The sequence below is a fragment of the Desulfitobacterium sp. LBE genome, assembly GCF_007830365.1.
Taxonomy (GTDB): domain Bacteria; phylum Bacillota; class Desulfitobacteriia; order Desulfitobacteriales; family Desulfitobacteriaceae; genus Desulfitobacterium; species Desulfitobacterium hafniense.
In genome coordinates this window covers 1,753,054-1,773,813 of sequence record NZ_VLKD01000001.1, presented here as the reverse complement: position 1 = coordinate 1,773,813, position 20,760 = coordinate 1,753,054, and the positions used below count along the sequence as shown (strand labels likewise).

At 49.4% G+C, this 20,760-nt stretch carries 15 protein-coding genes and 1 riboswitch; of the genes, 12 read left to right on the top strand and 3 right to left on the bottom strand.

Annotated elements, in window-relative coordinates; translation table 11 throughout:
* Nucleotides 1–11: 11 nt before the first annotated feature.
* The gene (locus DESLBE_RS08435; protein WP_005809478.1) at nt 12–1,874 is read right to left on the bottom strand and encodes an MDR family MFS transporter; all 1,863 of its coding nucleotides are present in this window, start codon (nt 1,872–1,874) and stop codon (nt 12–14) included.
* Between the two features lie 453 nt (nt 1,875–2,327).
* Here DESLBE_RS08435 and DESLBE_RS08425 point away from each other — a divergent pair, with 453 nt between their 5' ends.
* The 7 genes from DESLBE_RS08425 to DESLBE_RS08395 all read left to right on the top strand — a co-directional run bounded on the left by DESLBE_RS08425 (nt 2,328) and on the right by DESLBE_RS08395 (nt 8,120).
* Nucleotides 2,328–2,828 carry a GNAT family N-acetyltransferase gene (locus DESLBE_RS08425; RefSeq protein ID WP_005809474.1) on the top strand — a complete coding sequence of 167 codons (501 nt, stop codon included), beginning with the start codon at nt 2,328–2,330 and terminating at the stop codon, nt 2,826–2,828.
* Nucleotides 2,821–3,588, top strand: coding sequence for a sulfite exporter TauE/SafE family protein (locus DESLBE_RS08420; protein WP_005809472.1), 768 nt, complete (start codon nt 2,821–2,823; stop codon nt 3,586–3,588). Before DESLBE_RS08425 ends, DESLBE_RS08420 begins: the two co-directional genes overlap by 8 nt.
* A gap of 97 nt (nt 3,589–3,685) precedes the next feature.
* On the top strand, nt 3,686–3,964 hold the full coding sequence (locus DESLBE_RS08415) for a type II toxin-antitoxin system Phd/YefM family antitoxin (RefSeq protein WP_015943598.1): 279 nt from the start codon (nt 3,686–3,688) through the stop codon (nt 3,962–3,964).
* Entirely contained in the window at nt 3,961–4,272 is a 312-nt protein-coding gene (locus tag DESLBE_RS08410) for a type II toxin-antitoxin system RelE/ParE family toxin (RefSeq protein ID WP_005809467.1), read from the top strand. Before DESLBE_RS08415 ends, DESLBE_RS08410 begins: the two co-directional genes overlap by 4 nt.
* 208 nt (nt 4,273–4,480) lie before the next feature.
* Complete coding sequence (locus DESLBE_RS08405) at nt 4,481–5,155, top strand: TetR/AcrR family transcriptional regulator (protein WP_005809463.1); 675 nt, start codon at nt 4,481–4,483, stop codon at nt 5,153–5,155.
* Nucleotides 5,156–5,172: 17 nt separating this feature from the next.
* A complete protein-coding gene (locus DESLBE_RS08400; protein ID WP_005809461.1) occupies nt 5,173–5,871 on the top strand; it encodes an ABC transporter ATP-binding protein in 699 nt (232 codons plus the stop codon).
* Nucleotides 5,871–8,120: an FtsX-like permease family protein gene (locus DESLBE_RS08395; RefSeq protein ID WP_005809460.1), complete on the top strand. Its 2,250-nt coding sequence runs from the start codon at nt 5,871–5,873 to the stop codon at nt 8,118–8,120. The genes DESLBE_RS08400 and DESLBE_RS08395 overlap by 1 nt, the downstream gene beginning before the upstream one ends.
* Before the next feature lie 49 nt (nt 8,121–8,169).
* Here DESLBE_RS08395 and DESLBE_RS08390 read toward each other — a convergent pair whose 3' ends face one another.
* Both DESLBE_RS08390 and DESLBE_RS08380 read right to left on the bottom strand, forming a co-directional pair.
* Nucleotides 8,170–8,625, bottom strand: coding sequence for an Hsp20/alpha crystallin family protein (locus tag DESLBE_RS08390; RefSeq protein WP_005809458.1), 456 nt, complete (start codon nt 8,623–8,625; stop codon nt 8,170–8,172).
* Between the two features lie 639 nt (nt 8,626–9,264).
* Nucleotides 9,265–10,380, bottom strand: coding sequence for a helix-turn-helix domain-containing protein (locus tag DESLBE_RS08380; RefSeq protein WP_144676294.1), 1,116 nt, complete (start codon nt 10,378–10,380; stop codon nt 9,265–9,267).
* A 372-nt stretch (nt 10,381–10,752) separates the two neighbouring features.
* A riboswitch (molybdenum cofactor riboswitch) is annotated at nt 10,753–10,882 on the top strand.
* A gap of 115 nt (nt 10,883–10,997) precedes the next feature.
* On the opposite strand from DESLBE_RS08380, the gene DESLBE_RS08375 reads away from it, so the two are divergent.
* The 5 genes from DESLBE_RS08375 (at nt 10,998) to DESLBE_RS08355 (ending at nt 20,753) form a co-directional block, all read left to right on the top strand.
* Entirely contained in the window at nt 10,998–12,281 is a 1,284-nt protein-coding gene (locus DESLBE_RS08375; protein ID WP_144676292.1) for a fibronectin type III domain-containing protein, read from the top strand.
* Between the two features lie 150 nt (nt 12,282–12,431).
* Complete coding sequence (locus tag DESLBE_RS08370; RefSeq protein ID WP_035213647.1) at nt 12,432–18,182, top strand: cell wall-binding repeat-containing protein; 5,751 nt, start codon at nt 12,432–12,434, stop codon at nt 18,180–18,182.
* A 98-nt stretch (nt 18,183–18,280) separates the two neighbouring features.
* Entirely contained in the window at nt 18,281–19,099 is an 819-nt protein-coding gene (locus DESLBE_RS08365) for an energy-coupling factor transporter ATPase (RefSeq protein ID WP_005809445.1), read from the top strand.
* Nucleotides 19,090–19,968, top strand: a complete 879-nt coding sequence (locus DESLBE_RS08360) for an energy-coupling factor transporter ATPase (protein ID WP_005809444.1) — start codon at nt 19,090–19,092, stop codon at nt 19,966–19,968. Before DESLBE_RS08365 ends, DESLBE_RS08360 begins: the two co-directional genes overlap by 10 nt.
* Nucleotides 19,956–20,753, top strand: coding sequence for an energy-coupling factor transporter transmembrane component T (locus tag DESLBE_RS08355; RefSeq protein ID WP_018305071.1), 798 nt, complete (start codon nt 19,956–19,958; stop codon nt 20,751–20,753). The genes DESLBE_RS08360 and DESLBE_RS08355 overlap by 13 nt, the downstream gene beginning before the upstream one ends.
* The last annotated feature ends 7 nt before the right edge of the window (nt 20,754–20,760 follow it).

Genomic DNA, 20,760 nt, shown 5'->3' with positions numbered 1-20,760 from the left:
ATAGTCCGATCTCAATCTTCGCCACCCAATGGCAACCGGGTCATCAAAGCCCGCATAATATCGCCTCTGCTGATCGTACCAATGAGGATGTCGTTTTGAGTTACAGGAAGTTTGTTTATCTTACGTCTGCTGAATATCTCACAGACTTCAAGAAGCGGTGTGTCATGTGAAACGGCAATAGCATTTGGGGAAGCGATCTCCATGACATTCATGCTTAACAGCTTTCTCGCTTTGGAGTTAAGAGTGTCCGTATCGGGAATAACGGCTGAATAGAATTCGGCGACAAATCGTAGGTCTTGTTTGGTGAAATACCGCATAACATCGCCGTCCGAAACAAATCCGATTAAGTGTTTCTGCGCATCAATAATCGGCAATCCGCTTGTTTTGTAACCTATGAACTTTTCGACAACCTGCTTCAGATTATCATCACAGGAAACCGTGTAAGGGTCGGCTCTCATAGCTATATCAAGTTCGTAAACGGCTTCGGTGACGGCTGCGACGGTTTTTTTCCTGTTTTTTACCTTGACGGCTACCAAAATAAGCGCAACAAGCCCGATAACGACGCTTAACCAGTAAGTCATGCTAATACCGTACATCTGTGACTGTATTTCCCCTTTTGCGGCATATACCGAAGAGGCGAACGACATTACGGAGACCATGACTGCAGTGCAAAGGGTTGTGGCAACTTGACGAAGGGTGATTCCGACGGCGTTCCCATGGTGGAGAATTTCATCCGGCAGCTTCTTTATAGACCACATATTGATGGGGGTGTTGGCTAGCATAAGCCCGACGGAGCGCAAGGTGTAAGCGGCTGTCATAAAGCCAATTGTCGTATCAAAATCAAATAATGCCATGCCTAAAGAACCGAGAAGCAGCAAAAACCCGCCGAAAAGTCCGACATATCTTGCGCCGAAGGCATCGTAGAGCTTTCCTGCAAAATAGCCAAATACAGCTCCCAAAATTGCACCCGGCATCATGACCATACCCGAAACGGTGGCGGACATTCCCCGTACGGTTTGGATGTAGATCGGCAAGGTAATGGTTGCTGCGGCGAGGGAAGCCTGGATAAGCATTAAAATTATCGTACCGTTGCGGTATTGAGCATTGCCAAGGACTTTAATCTGCAAGAAGGGTTGCGTAAGGCTTAATTGCCTGCGGACAAACAGAAACAGAATCACGACCCCAGCGAGAACTAAAGCGGAAGCGGTTAAAATCATGGATATATTCCCTAACAGGGAAAAACCGTACAATAAGGCCAATAAGCCGAGGGAAGCCATCGTGAAGGATGGTTTATCAAGGGTTGTTTGTTTTACATCACCGTAATTTTTCATGATCAGCGAGGCCAGCAATATTATCGCCCCTGCAAGCACCGCCATGACAAGGAACATAATCCGCCAACCGACTTTATCGGTAAGCACTCCTGCCAAGACAGGTCCAATGGCAGGCGCAACCATAATGACCAAGCTGTACATGCCCATAGCTGAGCCGCGTTTTTCGTGGGGGAACAAGAGAAGTATTATGGTCATGGACAGCGGCATCATGATCCCCGCGCATATGGCTTGCAGTAAACGCCCTATGAGCAAAACAGTAAAATTCACTCCCCAGGAGGCCAGCAGGCTCCCGGCGAGAAACAGGACAAAAATAGAGAGGAAGAGTTGTTTCGTCCGGAATCTATCCATTAAAAATGCGGATATGGCGATAACGATGGCGTTGACGAGGGTAAATCCTGATACGAGCCACTGGGCTGTCGTTGCTTCAATGTGGAGTTCTTCCATAATCGTCGGCAAGGCAGGATTAATGAGAGTTTGGTTAAGTACGGAAATAAATGCGCCGAGCATTAGAACTACAGCGGTTATTTTTGCTTGTTTGTTCATGTATAAAAGCGACCTTTCTACAGATATTAATTATGATATTGGCACACCAATTACACAATCTATCATTATACTCTGAATTACTCGATAGCTCAATCTGTAATTTTCAGAATATCTGCCCCGTTGCCTACCGGTTTGCCCCGGAAGGCAATGGGGTTTTTAATGTAAGCGCGTTTATCAAATTATGGGCAGGCTTAGTCATATGTAAAATCATCGAAAACCATGGAGGAGAAATATGGCCGGAAAGCGAAATGGGTGTAAGGACGCGCTTTCGAATATCGTCGTGAAGTATGCTGACAAACAATGTTCTGATGCCGATAACCGGACTGATTACAGCACAGCTTGCTTTGGCAGAACAGCTTTCAGAAATGCAATGGCTAAGCTGCCTGGTTATACTTATAGGTTAGTGATAACTAATTTGGGGATTTTTTAATAGGAGAGGAAAGGTAAATAACAGTGGATACAAAGTTAGAGGATTTTAAATTAAGATTTGCGGAAATCAATGACGCTCCGCTAATTCTGGAATTGATAAGGGAATTAGCCGACTATGAAAAAATGGCCCATGAGGTTGTAGCGACAGAAGAAGTATTAATAGAGTCTCTATTTGAACGCAAAATGGCTGAGGTTGTAATCGGTGAATACAAAAATGCACCGGTTGCTTTCGCCTTGTTCTTTCATAACTTTTCCACCTTCCTGGGCAGACCGGGTATTTATCTGGAGGATTTATATGTGAAGCCTGACATGAGAGGAAAGGGTATCGGCAAGATGATGCTTGCTTTCCTTGCTAAACTGGCTTTAGAGAGAAACTGTGGAAGGTTGGAATGGTGGTGCTTGGATTGGAATGAGCCGTCCATTCAATTTTATAAACAGTTAGGTGCGGTTCCCATGGCTGAATGGACAGTGTATCGGGTACACGATGAGGCCTTAGCTGAATTGGCAGTGAAATTTGATGGATAAGATGGATTATGTTCTACATATGCTGGACCTGACCGGGATACAAGGCATGGTCGTGATGTTAACGGCCTTTTTAGTTGGCTTTTCCAAGACAGGTGTCAGCGGTGTGCTCATGCTTGTGATACCTGTTCTGGCTACTGTTTTTGGCGGGAAAGATTCGACAGGGGTTCTGCTCCCTCTATTGTTAGTGGGAGATATTTTTGCTGTCTGGTCTTATCGCAGGAGTATTGATTGGAAAAAGGTTTTGGCACCTCTGCCCTGGGCCTTGATCGGTCTGTTCCTTGGTGCTGTCGTTGGCAGAGTCATCGCTGATCAGGTGTTTGTCATCTTGATCGGAACGATTATTTTATTCTGTCTGGGTATTTTAGTGTACACAGAAAAAATGGGAAAGAATTTTACCGTGCCTACCGGGACATGGTTTTATATTACGGCGGGAATTTTAAGCGGGTTCGCTACCATGATCGGCAACGCGGCCGGTCCGATTTTCAGCGTCTATCTATTGGCCCTGGGACTACACAAGAATGATTTTATGGGGACCAATGCCTTGTTCTTTTTCATTATTAATTCTATCAAGGTGCCCGTTCAGGTATTTGCCTGGCATAATATGGAGCTGCAGTCCTTCATACTGGCAGGGGTGATGGTACCGATGGTCGCTTTAGGAGCGGCTTTGGGGCTTTGGGTCATTAAAAAAATCAATGAGAGGTTTTTCCGGTATCTGATTATCTGCATGACGGCACTGTCAGCCTTACGGCTGTTGATATGAACAGCGCTTTATCACAGCGCTGCAGTATGTGATCGACAAAATAGCCGTTCTAAGATATAATATGACTATATAATATATGGAAAAAGAAGGTGAGCGTATGAGGGAAGTAATTCGGCCATCTGCAGATTTAAGAAATCATTATAGTGAGATATCCAAGCAGTGTAAAGAAACAAGGGAGGCCGTTATTATTACGGTAAACGGGCGTGGGGATACGGCGGTTCTTGGGCTGCAGGACTACTATCAGATGAAATCAGAATTGGAGCTGCTGAGAACGTTGGCAGAGGCGGAAGATGATGTGAGAGCCGGCCGTGTAGCGTTGATGAAGGATTCATTCGATGAACTTCGTGCCTCTTTGTTAGAGAGGAAGAATGTATGAAGTATCAAATCCTACGGACGGATAAGGCGGAAGAGCAGCTCCGTAATATCATATTCTATATAGCAGATGATTCAGGAGATGTGGATGTGGCACTCAAATATCTGGATAAAATAGAAGCAGCAATCAATCGGCTGCAAGATTTTCCGGAATCGGGAAGTGTGCCAAGATATTCGGCTTTGAGGAAGCAGGGTTATAGAGTAATAATAGTTGAAAAACATCTTGTGTTTTACAAAATAGATCAGGAAGAAAAAGCAGTAATTATATACGCCATTGTTGATGGAAGAAGAGAATACCATAATTTATTATAGAAATTATAGTCTGCCGCCAGGCCCTTCAGGCCCGAGTTGATCAGGACCCTTTGCGGCATTAACGCTGTGCTGTGGTTGGGAATCAGAAAATGCCGCCAAAGCTTCGTCAGGCTTAGGCGGCTTTTTTTGCATTTTCAAGGCGCACAGAAATGGTTTGCTGCATGCGGAAGTATCTTGACCCAAGTGGTCATTTTGCAGTATTATAAAAATGACCACTTGGGTCATTGTGATTTATCTCAATATAGAACTAGATAGAAATGAGGTGGCTGTCATTTATCCAAAATTCTATAGCTTAGAAGCGGAGAAAAGGGAACGTATCATTAATGCGGCCCTTAAAGAATTTGCCCGCAATGGTTATGAAAAGGCATCGACCAATGAGATGACCAAAGAAGCAGACATCTCCAAAGGCTCATTGTTCAGCTATTTTAACACGAAAAAGGAACTGTATTTGTTTCTGCTGGACTATGTGGTAGAGGTCATCGAAAGCATTTATGATGAGGTGGATTGGCAGGAAACCGATCTTTTTGAAAGAATGAGGAAAATCGGCCTGGTTAAATTCAAGATTTACAAAAAGTTTCCCCATGCCATTAATTTTCTCAAAGTCGCAGCCCATGAGGATGCAGGGGAAGTGAAAGCGGAAATCGCTGAAACGGGCAGGCATCTCATTGCCGACGGTCTGGGCAGAGGGTATGAAAATATTGATTGGACAAAATTTCGTGAAGATATGGAGCGGGAAAAAATGCTCAATATTATTACCTGGACTATCTTAAGTTTTGCCGAACAGCAAAGGGACCGGGTCGAGTCCTTTGAAGATCTGAGCCTTGACCTGCTTCGGGAGTGGGATGGGTATTTCGATATATTGAAGCGCTGTTTCTATAAGTAAGAAGGAGGAGCAGGAGCATGTTGATTGAGGTTGCGAATCTAAAGAAAAGCTACGCATCCGGCGCCATGACCAATGAAGTTTTGAAAGGAATCGGGATGAAGCTGGGAAAGGGGGAGATCGGTGTCATCCTCGGACCCTCAGGCTCAGGCAAATCGACCTTGATGAATATCATTGGCGGTGTGGATCGCGGCGACAGCGGGGAGGTCATGGTTGGCGGGGTTGAGATCAACCATTTGAACGATGACCAACTGACCGATTACAGGCGTCAAGACATCGGTTTTGTCTTCCAGTTCTATAATTTGGTCCCCAACCTTACCGTGGGGGAAAACATTGAAGTCGTTGCCAACATCAGCAAAGCGCCCTTGAACGTTGACGAGGTCTTGGCGGCGGTGGAAATGACCGATAAAAAGCGGCGGTTTCCCAGAGAACTAAGCGGTGGTGAACAGCAGAGAGTCTCTATTGCCAGAGCTATTGTCAAGAATCCGCAGCTCCTGCTATGCGACGAGCCGACCGGCGCTCTGGATTATCAGACCTCCCGCAGCATTCTGCAGCTTTTGGAACGGGTGAACAGAGAATACGGAACTACCATTTTGATGATCACTCATAATGAAGCGATTGCCGCCATGGCCAACCGGGTGTTTAAACTGAGATCCGGGGAAATCGTGGAAGCAGCAGTCAACCAGGTAATTATTCCGGCGGAAAGGATTGAGTGGTAATGGCGCTGAACAAGAGAGTTTGGCGGATCTTGAAAGAAAACCCACTGCGCTACCTAGGCGTTCTTATGCTCATTGTTCTTGGCAGTTATACCTTTGTTGTGGCGGCAGGCATAGCCCAGAACCTTGATACGCTGATCACCACCTTTACAGAGGGACATCAGCAGGAGGATCTGTCCTTTGCAACGGACAAAGCCATTCCCGACAGCGGGGAATTGGAGAGAGCGGTTCATGCCGTCATTGAGGAGTACAGGAGTTTTGACGCTGCCCTCTCGGATTCGCTGACCCTGCGGCTCTTAAGTAAAACAAAAAAGCTGAACATCCCGGCGGTCATCGAGGGGCGGGGGCTTGCCGGCCCGGGAGAAATCCTGCTTGACCCCGCTTTTGCCAAAGCCAACGGCTATTCACTGGGAAACAGTATCAAGGCAGCCGGTAAAAACTTTACGGTGGTGGGCTATGTATCCCTGCCTCACTATATCTATCCCTTAAAAAATGTCTACGATATCATGGTATCCCCCAGTAATTTCGGTGTGGGCGTTATCGACCCTGCGGAATTTGCGGATATCGGCAACGGGTCCCTCTTTTATTCTGTCAGGTTTCAGGACAGAACCCAGAGCCTGAACCAGCAGGCAGTGCAATTCCGGGAGCGTTTGCATGCCGAAGGCGTCACAGAATCTGAATGGGTTGACATTATGAACAATAAACGGGCCAGGATGGCCTGGGCGTCGATCACCGGTTTGAAAACCATGAGCATTCCGGTGCCGGCGGCGATGTTTTTGCTGTGCTGCCTGATTATCGGCATTATGATCTGGCGCATGATCCGCCGGGAAGGGGTGATCATCGGAACACTTTACGCCCAGGGCTACCGGCGGCGTGAGCTGATGGGCCACTATATGACTATTCCTCTGCTGCTGGCCGTTGCGGGGGGAGCGGCAGGAAGTTTGCTGGCCCTGTTGTCCGTGGCGCCGGCGATCACAGGGATGGTTTCTTACTACAATGTTCCTGTTGCAGGTGTTGAACTGAACCTTTGGCATGCCCTCATCGGCGTACTGACTCCTGTGCTGTTTCTGGGCCTCAGCAGCTACCTGGTCATTCGCCTGGAATTGCGACGTTCTCCGGCGGAGTTGATGAAAGGGAGTGAACAAAAAACCAAAGTGAACGCTCTGGAGCGGGCCTTTAAGCTGGAGAGATTCACCTTCGGCACCAAATTCAAGCTGCGGGAGCAGCTGAGAAGCATTTCCCGTCTTTTGTTCCTTTTTTTGGGGGTCATCAGCGCTTCGGTCCTTATGCTCTTGGGTTTTACGATCATGAATTCCATGGGTTATGTGTTCAAAAGCAGTACCGAAGGCACTTACCGGTTCGAATATGAATACGCTTTTAAGGACCTGCACTACGGGCAAGCGCCGGCAGGGGCGGAAGTTTTCAACGCCGGGAGGTTTTATCCTGAAGACGAGGAAGAAATAGAATTTTATGTGACCGGTGTAGAGCCGGATTCCGCGTTCTTAACGCTGACCGACAGCAAGGGGCAGCCCCTTCCCAATGATCAGATCAACGTAACCAAGCCTTTGGCGGAAAAGCTGGGAATCAAGGCGGGGGACAGGGTAAGCTTGATCAGCAAGCAGGATGGGCAGCCCTATGTTTTCTCTATTGACGCGGTGGCCGATTCCTACGCGGGGCAGTTTATCTTTATGCCCGTTGAGGCATTGAACAGGCAGCTCGGATTGCCCGCCAACAGCTATACGGGACTCTGGAGCACTGAAAAATTAGCTGTTCCTGATGAACAGCTGGCAGGAACAAAATCTTTAAGTGAGACTGCGGCCGCTATGGATGAGCTGCTGGGGCCAATGCTTTCCATGGTAGGGATGATGACTCTGATCGCCTGTATGGTGAGCTTGATTATCATCTATCTGGTAACCTCCCTCATGATTGAGGAGAATAAGAATACCATCTCGTTGTTTAAGATTTTTGGCTACCGGCGCCGCGAGATCAATGCTCTGATCCTGAACAGTTCGACCTTGGTGATCGTGGCCGGATTTCTGATCGGCATTCCGGTCATGGCGGCTTCCATGGGTGCCATCTACGGCTATGTGGGCGGGATGATCAATCTGGTGCTGCCGACGGTTATTAATCCGCTGTATGTGGTTGTTTGCTTTGGGGCGATCATGCTGACTTATCAGCTTAGCAAACTGCTGTGTGCCAGGAAGGTACACGCGGTTTCCATGAGTGAGGCTTTAAAAGCGGGAACAGAATAGTGGAGGAAAAAGAGCGCCGGGGAAGTCCGGCGCTCTTTTTAAAGGGGAACTACTGGATATCAATTTTTTTGCCTTTGGGCGCAGTCTTTTCATGCTTAGGCAAGGTAACGGTAAGCAGGCCGTTTTCATATTTAGCCGTTATTTCCTCATGTCTGATATTGGCTATGGCAAATGACCTGGCCATGGAGCTGGCTTTTCTTTCTTTCCTGATATAGTTATCCTTCTGTTCTTCCGTACTTTCGGTCTTCTGGACGGTTATAGTAAGCCTATCCTCAGTGCAGTCAATCTGGATTTCCTCTTTGTTCACACCGGGAAGTTCGGCTTCGACAATGAATTCCTTCTCATTTTCCCTGACGTCCACCCGCATTTGACCGCTTTGGTTGTAAAAGGCTGGGAATAGAGTATCATTAAAAAAGTTTTCGAAAATGCTGTCAATGTCAAAGAGATTGCGGGATTTCCTTGGCAAACCTGAATTTCTTCCTTCAAAGGGGACTAAATCAAACATAAACAACACCTCCGTCTGTACTTTTACTTGAATTTAAGCAATGGTAAGGGTAAGCAAGGCTCCAAAGCCTTATAATTTAACTAAAACATACAGCGCCACCTCCTTGAGTTCGCTTATGTTGACTGACCAAAACTGACCTTTACAATTTATTTATATAACTTTTCTGCAGGAGGTTCAAGGCGGGGTTTTGACCTTCTTTGACTATATTTTTTTATCTTGCCCTTTTAGCCTGAAATAGTTTTATCGATCACAGAAAATCGCTGCTTTTTTAAAACTTTCAACCATTTTTAGGAGCTCAAATGGATAAGTTGAATTCATATCATGGCACCTTCTTCTTTGCCAGGAGCGAGAAGAATCGGTGAAATGGGGAAGGGAGTTCAAATGGTGCATTGACGCACCATTTGAGGGCATGCGAAAGTGTTGTTCAGTAAAAGGAAAGAGCCCTCTTTTTTTGCAATACACCATAGGGAAGTTGGGAGAGGGTAGGCAGATATGTTTGTTTTTGTGTGACGCTCTAAACGTAAATGCACTGCTGGAGGATTACAATAAAGAGCCTCTCATCGTAGTCTAATTCTGCGATGAGGGGCTCTTTTTAAAATCTGCTTTGATGGTGTTATCTTGGGGTAGATGTAGATAAGTCTAGGCAATCCCTACCCCGCCCTGTCCGGCAGTAGCGGCGCCGGTCTCATCGGTAGTGAAGATAATCGCTTTATCCCTTCCCAGCAGCTTCTGATTGCCCCCCTGCAGGTTTTCGGAAATGGTCAGGATATAAAGAGTATTTGCCAGTAGGTGTTGTTGGGGACGGATCACAATCTCCTTTTTCTTATCAGAATTATCATCAGGGTCCGCCATGATGACATCGATCTCTATAGGCTGGTTTTTGCTGCTGCGCAAAGAAAAACAATGCAGGTTATTATCGCGCACTGCTTTCGTAATCACATTATTGGAAAAAGTCAGTCTGATTTCGGTATTAACCGGGATATTTTCGTCACCGGAATTGATATTGCTTTTCTCCAGGGCCAAGGAAAGATAAGGGCTGCATAGCTTCTTATTATATGGAGTGATATCGACAATCTCCCGTGTCGTAAACAATATGGTGTGGTTTTCTTTCAAGTACTTATAATTATTAGCCTGCAGCAGCTTAGATATGGTTAGCTTATAAAATCTTCCGTCCGTAAGCCGGATTTTGGGTTTGATCACGAAGATTCTTTCCGCCCTTTGCCCCAGCATTTTCTTGCTTCCCGAAATAATTTCAATCGGAATCTCCTTCATCTCACCGTCATAGAGATGGAATCCTGCCATATTTCGGTTTGTGCCGTCAGGGATTCTATGCTCCATAATAGCCGAGACATTGGAAGAAAAGACTACCTCCATTTCAAAGCCATCCCCGGCAGAATTTTTGAGATTAATGGCCTGTACTGTCAGCGGGTTTTCCCCTACGGCATAACTGGAAGAAAGGGATGCCAAAAATAAATCAAGGGCGTCCACCTGCTCAACGGGAAGTTTCCGTATATTACCGATAATCCGGCTGATTTTCGGTGATTGAGGCTCGCTCAGCAGTTCCTCGCCGAGCAGCTCTCCCAGGCTGATGCCCAACCCCTGGGCCAACTTGCGCAGGGTTTCCAGGGTCGGTTGTTTTTCTCCAGACTCGATCCTGAAGATAAAGGATTGGCTTAAACCGGATAGCTTAGATAACCTGGAGGTTGAAAGCATATGATTCTCTCTCAGTTGTCTTAAGTGACTGCCAAAATCCACTTGGTGGCTCACCTCCTATGGGATATTATGCCATGAATTGCAGCAATCATCAAGGCTTGAGCTCCTGAAAAGAAATATCGCTCCCATCAAAATGAACCAGAACTTGTAATAGAAATAGTGCACAACAGCTGTTTTGAAAGCTGGTGCTATAGCAAATAATGCCTAAAGTCATATTGTATTTATGCCAACATGACAAGTAGAAAACTCCTTTTCTATTGTTTTAGGAAAAGAGAGGGGATAAGAATCTATATAAACTAATATAAACCATTTTGAAAGCTAATAAAAAGTACTTTCAATTTGGTTATATTGTGTTATAATGATTTTGACTAAAGGCATATATAATATATGCCTAATACATAAGGTTCAGGCACCAATATAATATATCTCCAAGCTGGTGAGACCTAAGGGAATTCTACGGTTGCCGGCCAGGACGAAAGTCCTCAGGGTGTGTCTGGAAACGGATAGGCCTTCACGTTTGAAAAGGAGGGAAGAAAAGTGCTTTGCAATCAAGGTGAAGCAGGAAGAAGAGTAAGATTGGTGTTTGATAATGACGGGGATAAGCCTATCAGTAGGACCCGGTGGAGTGCTCCTGCTCTGATTTTAAAGGAGGGTAAATTATGATGAAAGAATTCTTAAGCCGTAAAAGAACGCAGATTTTTTCCGTCCTCATGGTGGCGGTTTTGATGATCGCTTCCTTTGTTCCCTCAGCCTTCGCGCTGAATTACAACGGCACAGGCTCCGGTACGGGCAATAAGTCCCTGGATTTTAATGGGTATGAATATACTAAAACCGGCGGTACGGCAACCTTGAATCTCTATTTCAATAAATCCTTAGCATCCAGCCAGGTGACAGGGGGACAGTTTCAGGTTAAGTTGCACAACTCTCCTTATACGCCGGCTTCTTTCACTTACACCAATTTACAGGTGGGCAGTAATGTAAGCGGTGTGACCGATTCGGGCCTGACCAATGGCAGCACGGTTACCCTGAGCTTCGCTTCCGCTTTGGCAGACGATACCTTGTATGATGTGGTCATCAATGCCGCCACTTTGGCTGATGCCCAAGGTGCCGGCGGTGGCGGCTCAGGAAGCGGCCCCGGAAAAACCCTGGGCAACTATACCGACAGGGCGGACTTTACCTTCACTTTCAGAACACCTGACTCACTTGGAGGTTACAGCAATGTGGCTCCCGTCGTGACCTTCTTCGGCGGTCCGGCTGCCGGGACGGACTGGAGCTACGAGTCCAATCTGGGGGTTGTTTTTGACAGGCCCATCGACTCTTCGTCTCTTTCAACATTCCTGTCTGACCTGAGCAGCAACTATGTCCGGACGGATCTTATGGGCAGTCCTGCCGTGGTCCAGGATCCAACGATTAACGGGTCGGCAACCGCCAATGCGGAATGTTATACCCCTCATGCCAATGCAGCCCAAACTACGTTTTTCTTTCCTGAGACGGTGAACGGCAACACCAATCCTGTCTATAACCGGGCCGATGATGCCAGCCACAGCTACAGCCTGACGTTGCCCAGCTTTACCGATGTGAGCAGCAATACCTTCAGTACCCCAGGATCGCTTTCTTTTACTACAGTGAGCGATGATCTGCCAGGGTGGCTGGATAATATCCCGACAGCTGTGGCAGGTACATCTTCTGGGGAACTGGATGTTGCCTGGGATTATAGCAACATTACTCCGTATACCGATACTTTTGATGTGTATATTGCCGATTCAACAGTTTATGCTGACCCGCTGACGGCAGTGTACAGCTTAGCAGATAGCGGTGTTATCGGTGATTCGACAACTTTAACCGGCCTTGTTTCCAACAGAACCTATTATGTGCGTGTTGTGCCGGTCAATGCTGCGGGTTCAGTAGGATTCTCCTGGGCCGGATCAGGAGCGGCCAAATAACTAATTTCTCTCCGTAAGGTGGCCAAAAAACTGGAAAGTTTCCTCGGTTAACTTCGGGGAAACTTTCCTTTTAAGCAGATTAGGACAGGCCAGAGTAGCTATAAACAAAGTGGATGATGATTGATATTTAGAAATAAGGGGATAAAAGAGATGAATTCAAAGTGGTCTCCAGCAAAAGTCTATAAGCGGAAAGCTGTTGCCTGGTTTACTTTATTGATTATGGTATTCAGCCTTTGGGGCACATTTCCTTCGGCAAGGGTGTATGCGGCAGCTGCGCAGCCGGCTCCTTTATTGAGTTTCCCTGGAATTGGCGTGGGAGAAATCGCTACTGTAGCGGGGACCAAAAAAGCGACAGGGGAATTAGGGGATAATGGCCCTGCCAAAGATGCCACAATTAGAATCCCCAATGGCGGCCTCAATTTTGATGATGCCGGGAATCTGTATATTCCAACTGACAACCGGATCAGGGTGATTCCGGCTCAGGACGGTACCTTGTACGGTATCGATGTTAAGAAAAACTATATTCATACTGTGGTGGGAAATGGAACGGCTTCTTCCAGCGGTGACGGTGGACCGGCGGGCGCCGCTACCATAAATGGGACTGTCAAAACCATGTTTGACCCGGCGGGCAATTTATACCTTGCGGATAAAAACAGCGTGCGCATCATACCGGCTCAGCATGGTCCATTATGGGGAATAGAACATGGTGCGGATCTGGTGGCGGGGAATATCTATACCCTTGCCGGGACCGGGTCATCCACATCATCTAATTGGGATGATGGTGCCGACCTCAATGCGGTAAGTATACAACCCAAAGATATTGCCATGGACAACGCGGGCAATCTCTATATTATCAATGGTGCTAGAATTGGGATAATTCCGGCAAGAGATTATGGGGCGGAAGAGGCTTTGTATGGAATTGCCACTGCAATGGAAGCCAATAAGCTCTATACGGTGGCGGGAACTTCAACAGGCTATTCAGGTGACGGCGGTCCGGCAACTGCGGCACAGCTTAAGACACCAAACGCTCTTGCTTTTGATGGCGCAGGGAATATGTATATCAGTGATAGTGGGAATAGGCGGATACGCAAGGTCGATCCGCAAGGGATTATTACCACCATTGCCGGAAAGGAAACCAATGGCGATCCTACTCCCGGACCAGCTGAAGACTCTAAGATTCCAGGCACACACTGGCTGGGCTTTCATGCTGGGACTCTCTATTTATGCGGCAGCGGTTATATCTATACAATCGACAGTTCCGGTCAATTGGCCATAGTTGCCGATAAAAACACTCCTACAGCGCCTGCTAATGACAGCCTTAAATCCTCTGTATTTACAGCGCATGGATTGGCCTGGGATGATAGGGGCAATCTTTATATCGCTGATGGCAACAGCCGGATTCTCTATATGCGTCTTGACCCCACACCGGAACTGAAAACCCTTACCATAAGCGGTGCTCCTGCCCTGAACTACAGTGGAATTCCCGTAACCTATGATCTTAATGATCTGACCATCGCGGGGGTGGGGGAGGATGATCAGCCTTTTGATGTGACAGGACTGGATGCGGAATGGTCCATTACCAATACAGCCAATGCTTACATCAGTGATCATACCCTGACTGTTTCCAATGCAGGAGATATTGAAGTTCAGGTCAGTGTAAACAATGTTACAAGCAATAAGCTCACGTTGCCTGTGACCGGGGTGGCGGTTACACCGCTTCAGATCACAAGCACTGTTACAGATAGAATTGGCAAGAACATCGTGCTTGAATTCGATGGGCCGGTGGAGGACGTCTCAGGACTAGCGGCTCAGTTCCGGGCTAAGGTTAATGGGGTGGAGGCCGCTATAGCTGCTGTCAATCTTGGTGACACTCCAAATCAAATCATCTTGACTCTATCTCAATGGAATGCGCTGGCAAATACCATGAGCACTCCCCAAGATGTTACTCTGAGTTATACCATTGGCGGTCAGGAACAAGTGCGTTCTACTGACGGCAGAGTTTTGGAGAACTTTATAGATCAGCCGGTGGACAATAAACTTGTCCAGATTAGCAACGGTGTGGTGGATTTTGCGCCGGTAGCTAACGAGATCACCTATGATTCAGCAGCGATGACGATGAAATATCGGTTTGTAGAGCCGGTAGACTATGACGATGTCCATCTCATCTTATATCTGACCAATGGTTTCTTTAGAAGCTTTGATAAAAACCTGAATGGTACCGGGGCAGATGGAAGCGGTAAAGTAAAGCTTCTTGAAAAAGACACGCTCAAAGAGGTTGAGCTGCCCAATATCGGGACAGTTGTCCATTCTGGCGGGACTGGTTGGCTGGAAATGACGGACTGGTATTTTGAGCAGATCGGAGGACACTCTCCACTGGGTCTCAAACTCCAGAGTTTGGCATTGAAGCCATCTACCACCTATGTGATAGAAATCGCCAAAGGGTTTGAATTCAACAACGGCAGCCTGACGGATATTGCATATATCTTTGAATTTACCACCGCAGCGGAGTCTTTGACGAAGCCTTACTGGAACGCTGGTGCCGCTCTGTCCTACGACCTGGGGACGATGCAGGCAGGTGCTGCATCGGTTCAGCCCTTCGGTCTGATGCCGGTGACCACAGGTTCGGCTTTGTCTTACGATCCGGCACCGGTGACCACGGGTTCCGCTCTGTCCTTCGGTCTGATGGCGGCGACTCCGGGTGCTGCCCTGACCTTAAGCTGGCCGGAAGCCCAGGATAATCATGGTACAGCCTATAATAATCTGCGCTATAATATTTATCAGAATGGACTGCTTCTTGCTACAGTGGGCGGCACGGAGACCACTTATGAAGTCAGCGGGCTTTCACCCGGAACAAGTTATTATTTCAGCGTGGAGGCAGAGGATTTTGCCGGCAATAAGAGTGAGGTCAACCTCCATGCCACGGTGACCACTCCGCCGGATGGGACACAGCAGCCGGCGCCTGGGCTGACACCGGACAGTGGGGATAAACTGCCCGGTCAGGCGGTTGATATCCGTTTCACGGACAATGCGGCCTGGCGGCAGGCAGTGACCCATGTTCTGCTCGACGGTGTGTCTTTGACTTCCGCTCAGTACACACTCAGCCCAGGGATTCTCCATATTCGGGAAGGTGTTATTGACAGCAGCGGCTCCCATTCCATTGTGATTAAAGCGACGGGATATGTTGATACATCCGTTACCCAGCTGACTGCCGGCTCAGGAACCGGAACGCCCGGCGGGGGTGCGGATATCCTTCCCCCTACCTGGCCGGTGGGTGCTTCCCTGACCGGAGATAAAGATAAGCAGGTCAATGCCAATTTGAAATGGACGGCGGCCCGGGATAATGTGGGTGTGACAGAGTATCGGATTTATCTCGCCGGTGAGGATACCCCGATTAAAGTTGTGGCAGGAACCGTGACCAGCGCTTATATCACGGATATTGGTTCCGGCCAGGTCACTGTCCTGGTTAAGGCAGTGGATGCGGCGGGCAATGAAAGTACGGCTCTGTCCTGCATCGTCGGCGGGCAGAATGTGGGATCGTTCACTGTAACGATCGCGGCACTGAATACGGATCCGAACAACGCGGTCATCCAGTTTGATTTCACCGCCGGTTTCATGAGTCCGGACAATATTGCCAATCGTTTAAGCGATGCTCATTATCTTGCTAACCTTTCCCAAATCAAGCTTTATAAAAAAGACACAACGACTCCTATTGCTTACGCGACCGAGAATTATCACCACTACGGAGACAGCGGTGTTTCGGCGGACAAGCGGCTGCGCCGGCTGACCCTGACCTACCGCGGCCTGGAAAAGGATGCCGTCTATGTGGTGGAAGCCGGAGCAGGTATTACGGCCAATAACGGCAGCACTTTAGGCATGGATTATACCTACGAGTTTACAGCCGGAGGAACTCCGGCAGTGGTTCCCAACAACCCACCGGCAAATCAGGGCACAGCCACTAACGCTCCCGATAATTCGGAAGCCAACAAGAAGATTCTGGAGAATCTGGCCAAGGTGACGGAAGAGCAGAGACAGGCGGCCCGCCTCACAGAAGGTCATGCCGAGGCCGGAATTGGGGAAACGTCTCAGCAGACCCTGCAGACAAACGATGGGGTCAGGCTGGTGATTCCGCCCGGAGCTTTGCAAGGACTGGCAGGATTAGAACAAGGTACCGGTCCGGTCCGCTTCAAAGTAGAGATCGGTTCGGTAACCGAAGTTCCCAAGGCTGAGTCCGCCTCACTGATGCTCGATCCGGTTAAATTCCAACGGGAGTTCAGCATTGAGGGGATCGATGAGGGAGAGGCTCAGTTTGATGTTCCCATTACCGTAAGCTTCCCGGTCACTTCCGCAGATCTGCCCGGCGGAACCCAATTCGAGCAACTGGCCATCTATTGGTGGAATCCGGATAAAAAAGATTGGGTCAAGTTAGGCGGAGTCTATGATGCCGCTGCGGGAACGATTTCTATAACGACCTATCACTTCTCTACCTATGCCGTGATGGCCGATCCGGTGGATAGGCCTTTGCGGCTGGCCGGAAGCACACGATTTGATACTGCCAATCAGGTGGCAGATTACGGTTGGAGAGGCGGGGCCGATCAAGCGGTTTTGGTCAATGCCTATGCTTATGCCGATGCTTTGGCTGCCGTTCCTTTGGCCTATAAGCTAAATGCCCCGATCCTGTTTACCGAAAAAGACCGCGTCACCCCAGAAACTCTTGCCCAACTGCAAAGGTTGGGTGTCCAAAAAGTTGTCCTGGCAGGCGGGACAGGTGTGATCTCCGAGGCGGCGGAAGCCGAGTTGGCCGGGCTGTACGGTGAAGCCAATGTCACACGCTATGGCGGCCAGGAAAGATACGAGACGGCTGCTCTGCTGGCCGAGGCTTTGGGAAGCACAGGTCAGGCGATCATCGTGAACACCGAGCAGGGACGCTATACGGATACTTTGGCCATATCAGGCTATGCGGGATATTACGGAGTTCCTATTCTCTTTACCCGCAGTGACGGCTTACCGGCGGCCACCGCTAAGGCCCTGGACGATGGGAAAGTATCCCGGACCATTGTGGTAGGCGGGACCGGAGTAATCCCCCAGACCCTGGCGGATCGTCTGCCGGAAGCCACCCGCTATGGTGGTAAGAATGCCTATGAAACCTCTGTTTTGGTGGCTGAAGGACTGGGATTGAGTACGAGCCAGGTTTATGTGGTTACTGCTCTGAATTTTGCCGATGCTTTGGTGGCAGGAAACTTATCCGCCCGCACCTTGTCCCCCATCATTTTGGTGGATAAGGAAATCCCGCGCCCCACAGCCGATTTCCTGCTGAATCATAAAGGCAAAATCACCAACCTGATCATGGTGGGTGGTGAGGGTGCTGTCAGCAGCATTCAGGAAAGTGCTATGCGCTCCGCCATACTGGCCGGCACCGGCAGCGGTGCAGGAGATGGTACGGGGGATGGCTCAGGAGCCAACAGCCGTCCGGCGGAAATGTTCGATGACTTTGTACCGGAAGCGACGGTGCTTAAGGACAGTGAGGACAGGATCGAGTATCGTTACAATAACCTCATTCCTTATAACCGGGTTGAGCTGGTCTGGTACTTCTCCTTTGGCTTCTTCAGTACCTTCGAGTCCAATCTGCAGAATTATGTCAAGTTCTATGAAAAGGAGACCAAAACAGTGGTCGATCTCCCTAATGTGGTAACGATACCCATCACCAGTGAAGGGCATATGGAGATCACAGATTGGTGGTTCGACCGGATTGGCGGTCATGCGCCTCTGGGGCTGACCCTGAAGAGCCGGGAACTGAAGCCTGACACGACCTATGTGATTGAGATTCTGGCCGGATTCACCTTCAATAACGGCAATAAAACGAGTAAAACCTATTCCTTCGAATTCACGACCACCAGAAATTGAATGAGACTTCTTTCAGTGGGGGATTCCTTCTCCCACTGAGAGTCACTCCAGTGATAGCATCCAGGCGGAAAATCAGCTGCGGAAAGAAGAGGGAGTCCATGATTGAACTGATCGGTGCAGGCAAGGATTACCCCACCCCTCAGGGTGGTGCGGTCCCGGCCCTTAAAAACATCAACCTGCAAATCCGGGAGGGAGAATTCCTGGGGATTGCCGGCAAAAACGCTTCCGGCAAGACCACCCTGGCCAGACTGTTGAACGGACTGCTTCTTCCTACCCGGGGCCGGGTTATGGTGAGCGGGATGGATACCAGAAGCCGTCAATGCCGGATGGAAATCAGGCGAAAAGTGGCCATGGTTTTTCAGAATCCGGAAAATCAGATTGTCAATCCCGTAGTCGAGGAAGAGATTGCCTTTGGGCCGGAAAACCTGAATCTGCCGGCAGGCGAGGTTCGCCGCAGGGTGGATGAGGTTCTGGAACTGCTTCAGCTAACCGAGTTCAGGAAACATGCCCCTCATCTTCTTTCCGGCGGACAAAAGCAGCGGGTGGCCATTGCTTCCGCTCTGGCCATGCAGCCGGATGTGCTGGTCCTGGATGAGCCCACTTCCATGCTGGATGCCTGGTGCCGCAAGGAGCTGATGACCTATCTGCTGACTTTGAACCGCCGCCGGGGTATGACGACGGTGCTCATCACCCATAACATGGAAGATTTGGCGGAAGCGGACCGTCTGGTGGTCATGGACGAAGGAAAGATCATATCCGATACTCCGCCCTGGGAGGTTTTCGGCCGGGACAGCCTGCCCGGTATGCTGCGTCCGCCGGATATTTCCCGGTTGGTCCGGCAGTTGAATGAAAGGGGCGGAAGCCTTGATCCCCGGATCACGGTGCGCCGGGAATTGGTGGATGCGCTATGCTGGTGATCGAGGCACGGGAAATAAGCTATACCTATCATCCGGGAGCTTCTCATGCCAAGAAAGCCCTGGACGGAATCACTCTTACTGTGGAGCGGGGTGAATTCCTAAGCCTGGTCGGTGCCAACGGTTCAGGAAAATCCACCCTTATCCAGCAGTTGAACGGTTTGCTTTTACCGGAGGCGGGTGAACTCATGGTACTGGGAAGATCGGTGGCCGACAAGGGATACCGTGAACAGCTCTGGCAGAAGGTGGGGCTGGTGTTCCAGTTCCCCGAGCAGCAGTTGTTTGAAGGGACGGTTTATGATGAGCTGGCCTATGGACTTAAAAATATGGGCCTGGCCAAAGGGGAAATCGATCGGCGGGTACAGGAAGCGCTTCTGGGTGTAGGCATTGAGCCGGCGGGGGTCAGCGGGCAATCGCCCTTCAGCTTAAGCGGCGGGATGCGCCGGCGGGTGGCGGTAGCCAGTATCCTGGCTATGGAACCGGAAATTCTGGTTCTTGATGAGCCCACCGCCGGGCTTGACCCGGAGGGCAGCAGCCAAATCCTGGAGACCGTTAAGAGACTCCAGCGGGAAAAAGGGATAACGGTCATCCTGGTATCCCATTGCTTAAATGAGCTGATACTCTTTTCCGATCGGATCGCTGTTCTGGAGAAAGGCCGGATCAAGGCCCAGGGGAAGGTGCGAGAAGTCTTGAGCGGTACGCTGGGCGAGGCGGTAATATTGCCCGAATACTTAAATGTGCTGACGGATTTGCGGGAAAAAGGCTGGCCGGTTCATTGCGGGCAACTAACGCTGGAGGAAGCGGCCGCAGAGATCGAACGGGTCAGGAACAGGCTGGGAAACCAAGGAGGCGCATGCAGATGGCCAGAGTGAAAATTGGCAGATATGTGCCGGGAGATTCCCCGATTCACCGTCTTGACCCGCGTACTAAGCTGGTTGGCGGGTTCGTAATCATCCTGGCTATTCTGATCGACGACGGTTGGCAGGTGATGGCTTTGGGCACGCTGCTCATGATTGTGGCTATAAGTCTGTCACAGATCGGCTGGCCCTCCGTGCTGCGCAGCTTGAAATGGCTGTGGCTGGTCTTTTTTCTGAGCTTCGCCGTGCAGGTTATTGCCACCGATGGCCGGCCTATCTTAAGCGTCGGTCCCCTTACCCTGACCTGGGAAGGTGTGTACAGGGGTGTCGTTACATTTTTGCGCTTATTGATTATCTATCTGAACTCCACCCTGCTGACGATGACAACATCGCCCATGCGGATGGCCGGCGGGCTGGAGGCCCTGTTCGCGCCGCTGCGGCATGTCGGACTTCCCGTCAGCCAGTTTGCCATGATGACCAGCATATCCCTGCGCTTTGTGCCGACGATTCTGGAGGAAGGGGAAATGATCATCCGCGCTCAGAAATCCAGGGGAGCCCCTTTTCATTCCACCAATAAGCTTTTGCGCATTAAAACCGGGCTGGCGGTGCTCGTGCCGCTCATTATCGGCGCTTTACAGCGGGCTACCGATCTGGCGGCCGCCATGGAAAGCCGGTGTTATAGCGGCGGCTCCAGCTTCAACCGGGCCAAGGAGCTGCGCTTTCAGCGTATTGACGGGCAGGCGGCGCTGTTCATTCTGTTCTTCTGCGTCCTGCCCCTGACCCTATTCTGGGGCAGGTGAGCTTATT

What these genes read in the sequence shown, in the direction of transcription:
- DESLBE_RS08390 (WP_005809458.1), bottom strand. Translation starts at nt 8,625, where the DNA reads ATGTTTGATTTAGTCCCCTTTGAAGGAAGAAATTCAGGTTTGCCAAGG.
- DESLBE_RS08415 (WP_015943598.1), top strand. Translation starts at nt 3,686, where the DNA reads ATGAGGGAAGTAATTCGGCCATCTGCAGATTTAAGAAATCATTATAGT.
- DESLBE_RS08400 (WP_005809461.1), top strand. Translation starts at nt 5,173, where the DNA reads ATGTTGATTGAGGTTGCGAATCTAAAGAAAAGCTACGCATCCGGCGCC.
- DESLBE_RS08370 (WP_035213647.1), top strand. Translation starts at nt 12,432, where the DNA reads ATGAATTCAAAGTGGTCTCCAGCAAAAGTCTATAAGCGGAAAGCTGTT.
- DESLBE_RS08435 (WP_005809478.1), bottom strand. Translation starts at nt 1,874, where the DNA reads ATGAACAAACAAGCAAAAATAACCGCTGTAGTTCTAATGCTCGGCGCA.
- DESLBE_RS08355 (WP_018305071.1), top strand. Translation starts at nt 19,956, where the DNA reads ATGGCCAGAGTGAAAATTGGCAGATATGTGCCGGGAGATTCCCCGATT.
- DESLBE_RS08365 (WP_005809445.1), top strand. Translation starts at nt 18,281, where the DNA reads ATGATTGAACTGATCGGTGCAGGCAAGGATTACCCCACCCCTCAGGGT.
- DESLBE_RS08395 (WP_005809460.1), top strand. Translation starts at nt 5,871, where the DNA reads ATGGCGCTGAACAAGAGAGTTTGGCGGATCTTGAAAGAAAACCCACTG.
- DESLBE_RS08375 (WP_144676292.1), top strand. Translation starts at nt 10,998, where the DNA reads ATGATGAAAGAATTCTTAAGCCGTAAAAGAACGCAGATTTTTTCCGTC.
- DESLBE_RS08360 (WP_005809444.1), top strand. Translation starts at nt 19,090, where the DNA reads ATGCTGGTGATCGAGGCACGGGAAATAAGCTATACCTATCATCCGGGA.
- DESLBE_RS08405 (WP_005809463.1), top strand. Translation starts at nt 4,481, where the DNA reads ATGACCACTTGGGTCATTGTGATTTATCTCAATATAGAACTAGATAGA.
- DESLBE_RS08420 (WP_005809472.1), top strand. Translation starts at nt 2,821, where the DNA reads ATGGATAAGATGGATTATGTTCTACATATGCTGGACCTGACCGGGATA.
- DESLBE_RS08410 (WP_005809467.1), top strand. Translation starts at nt 3,961, where the DNA reads ATGAAGTATCAAATCCTACGGACGGATAAGGCGGAAGAGCAGCTCCGT.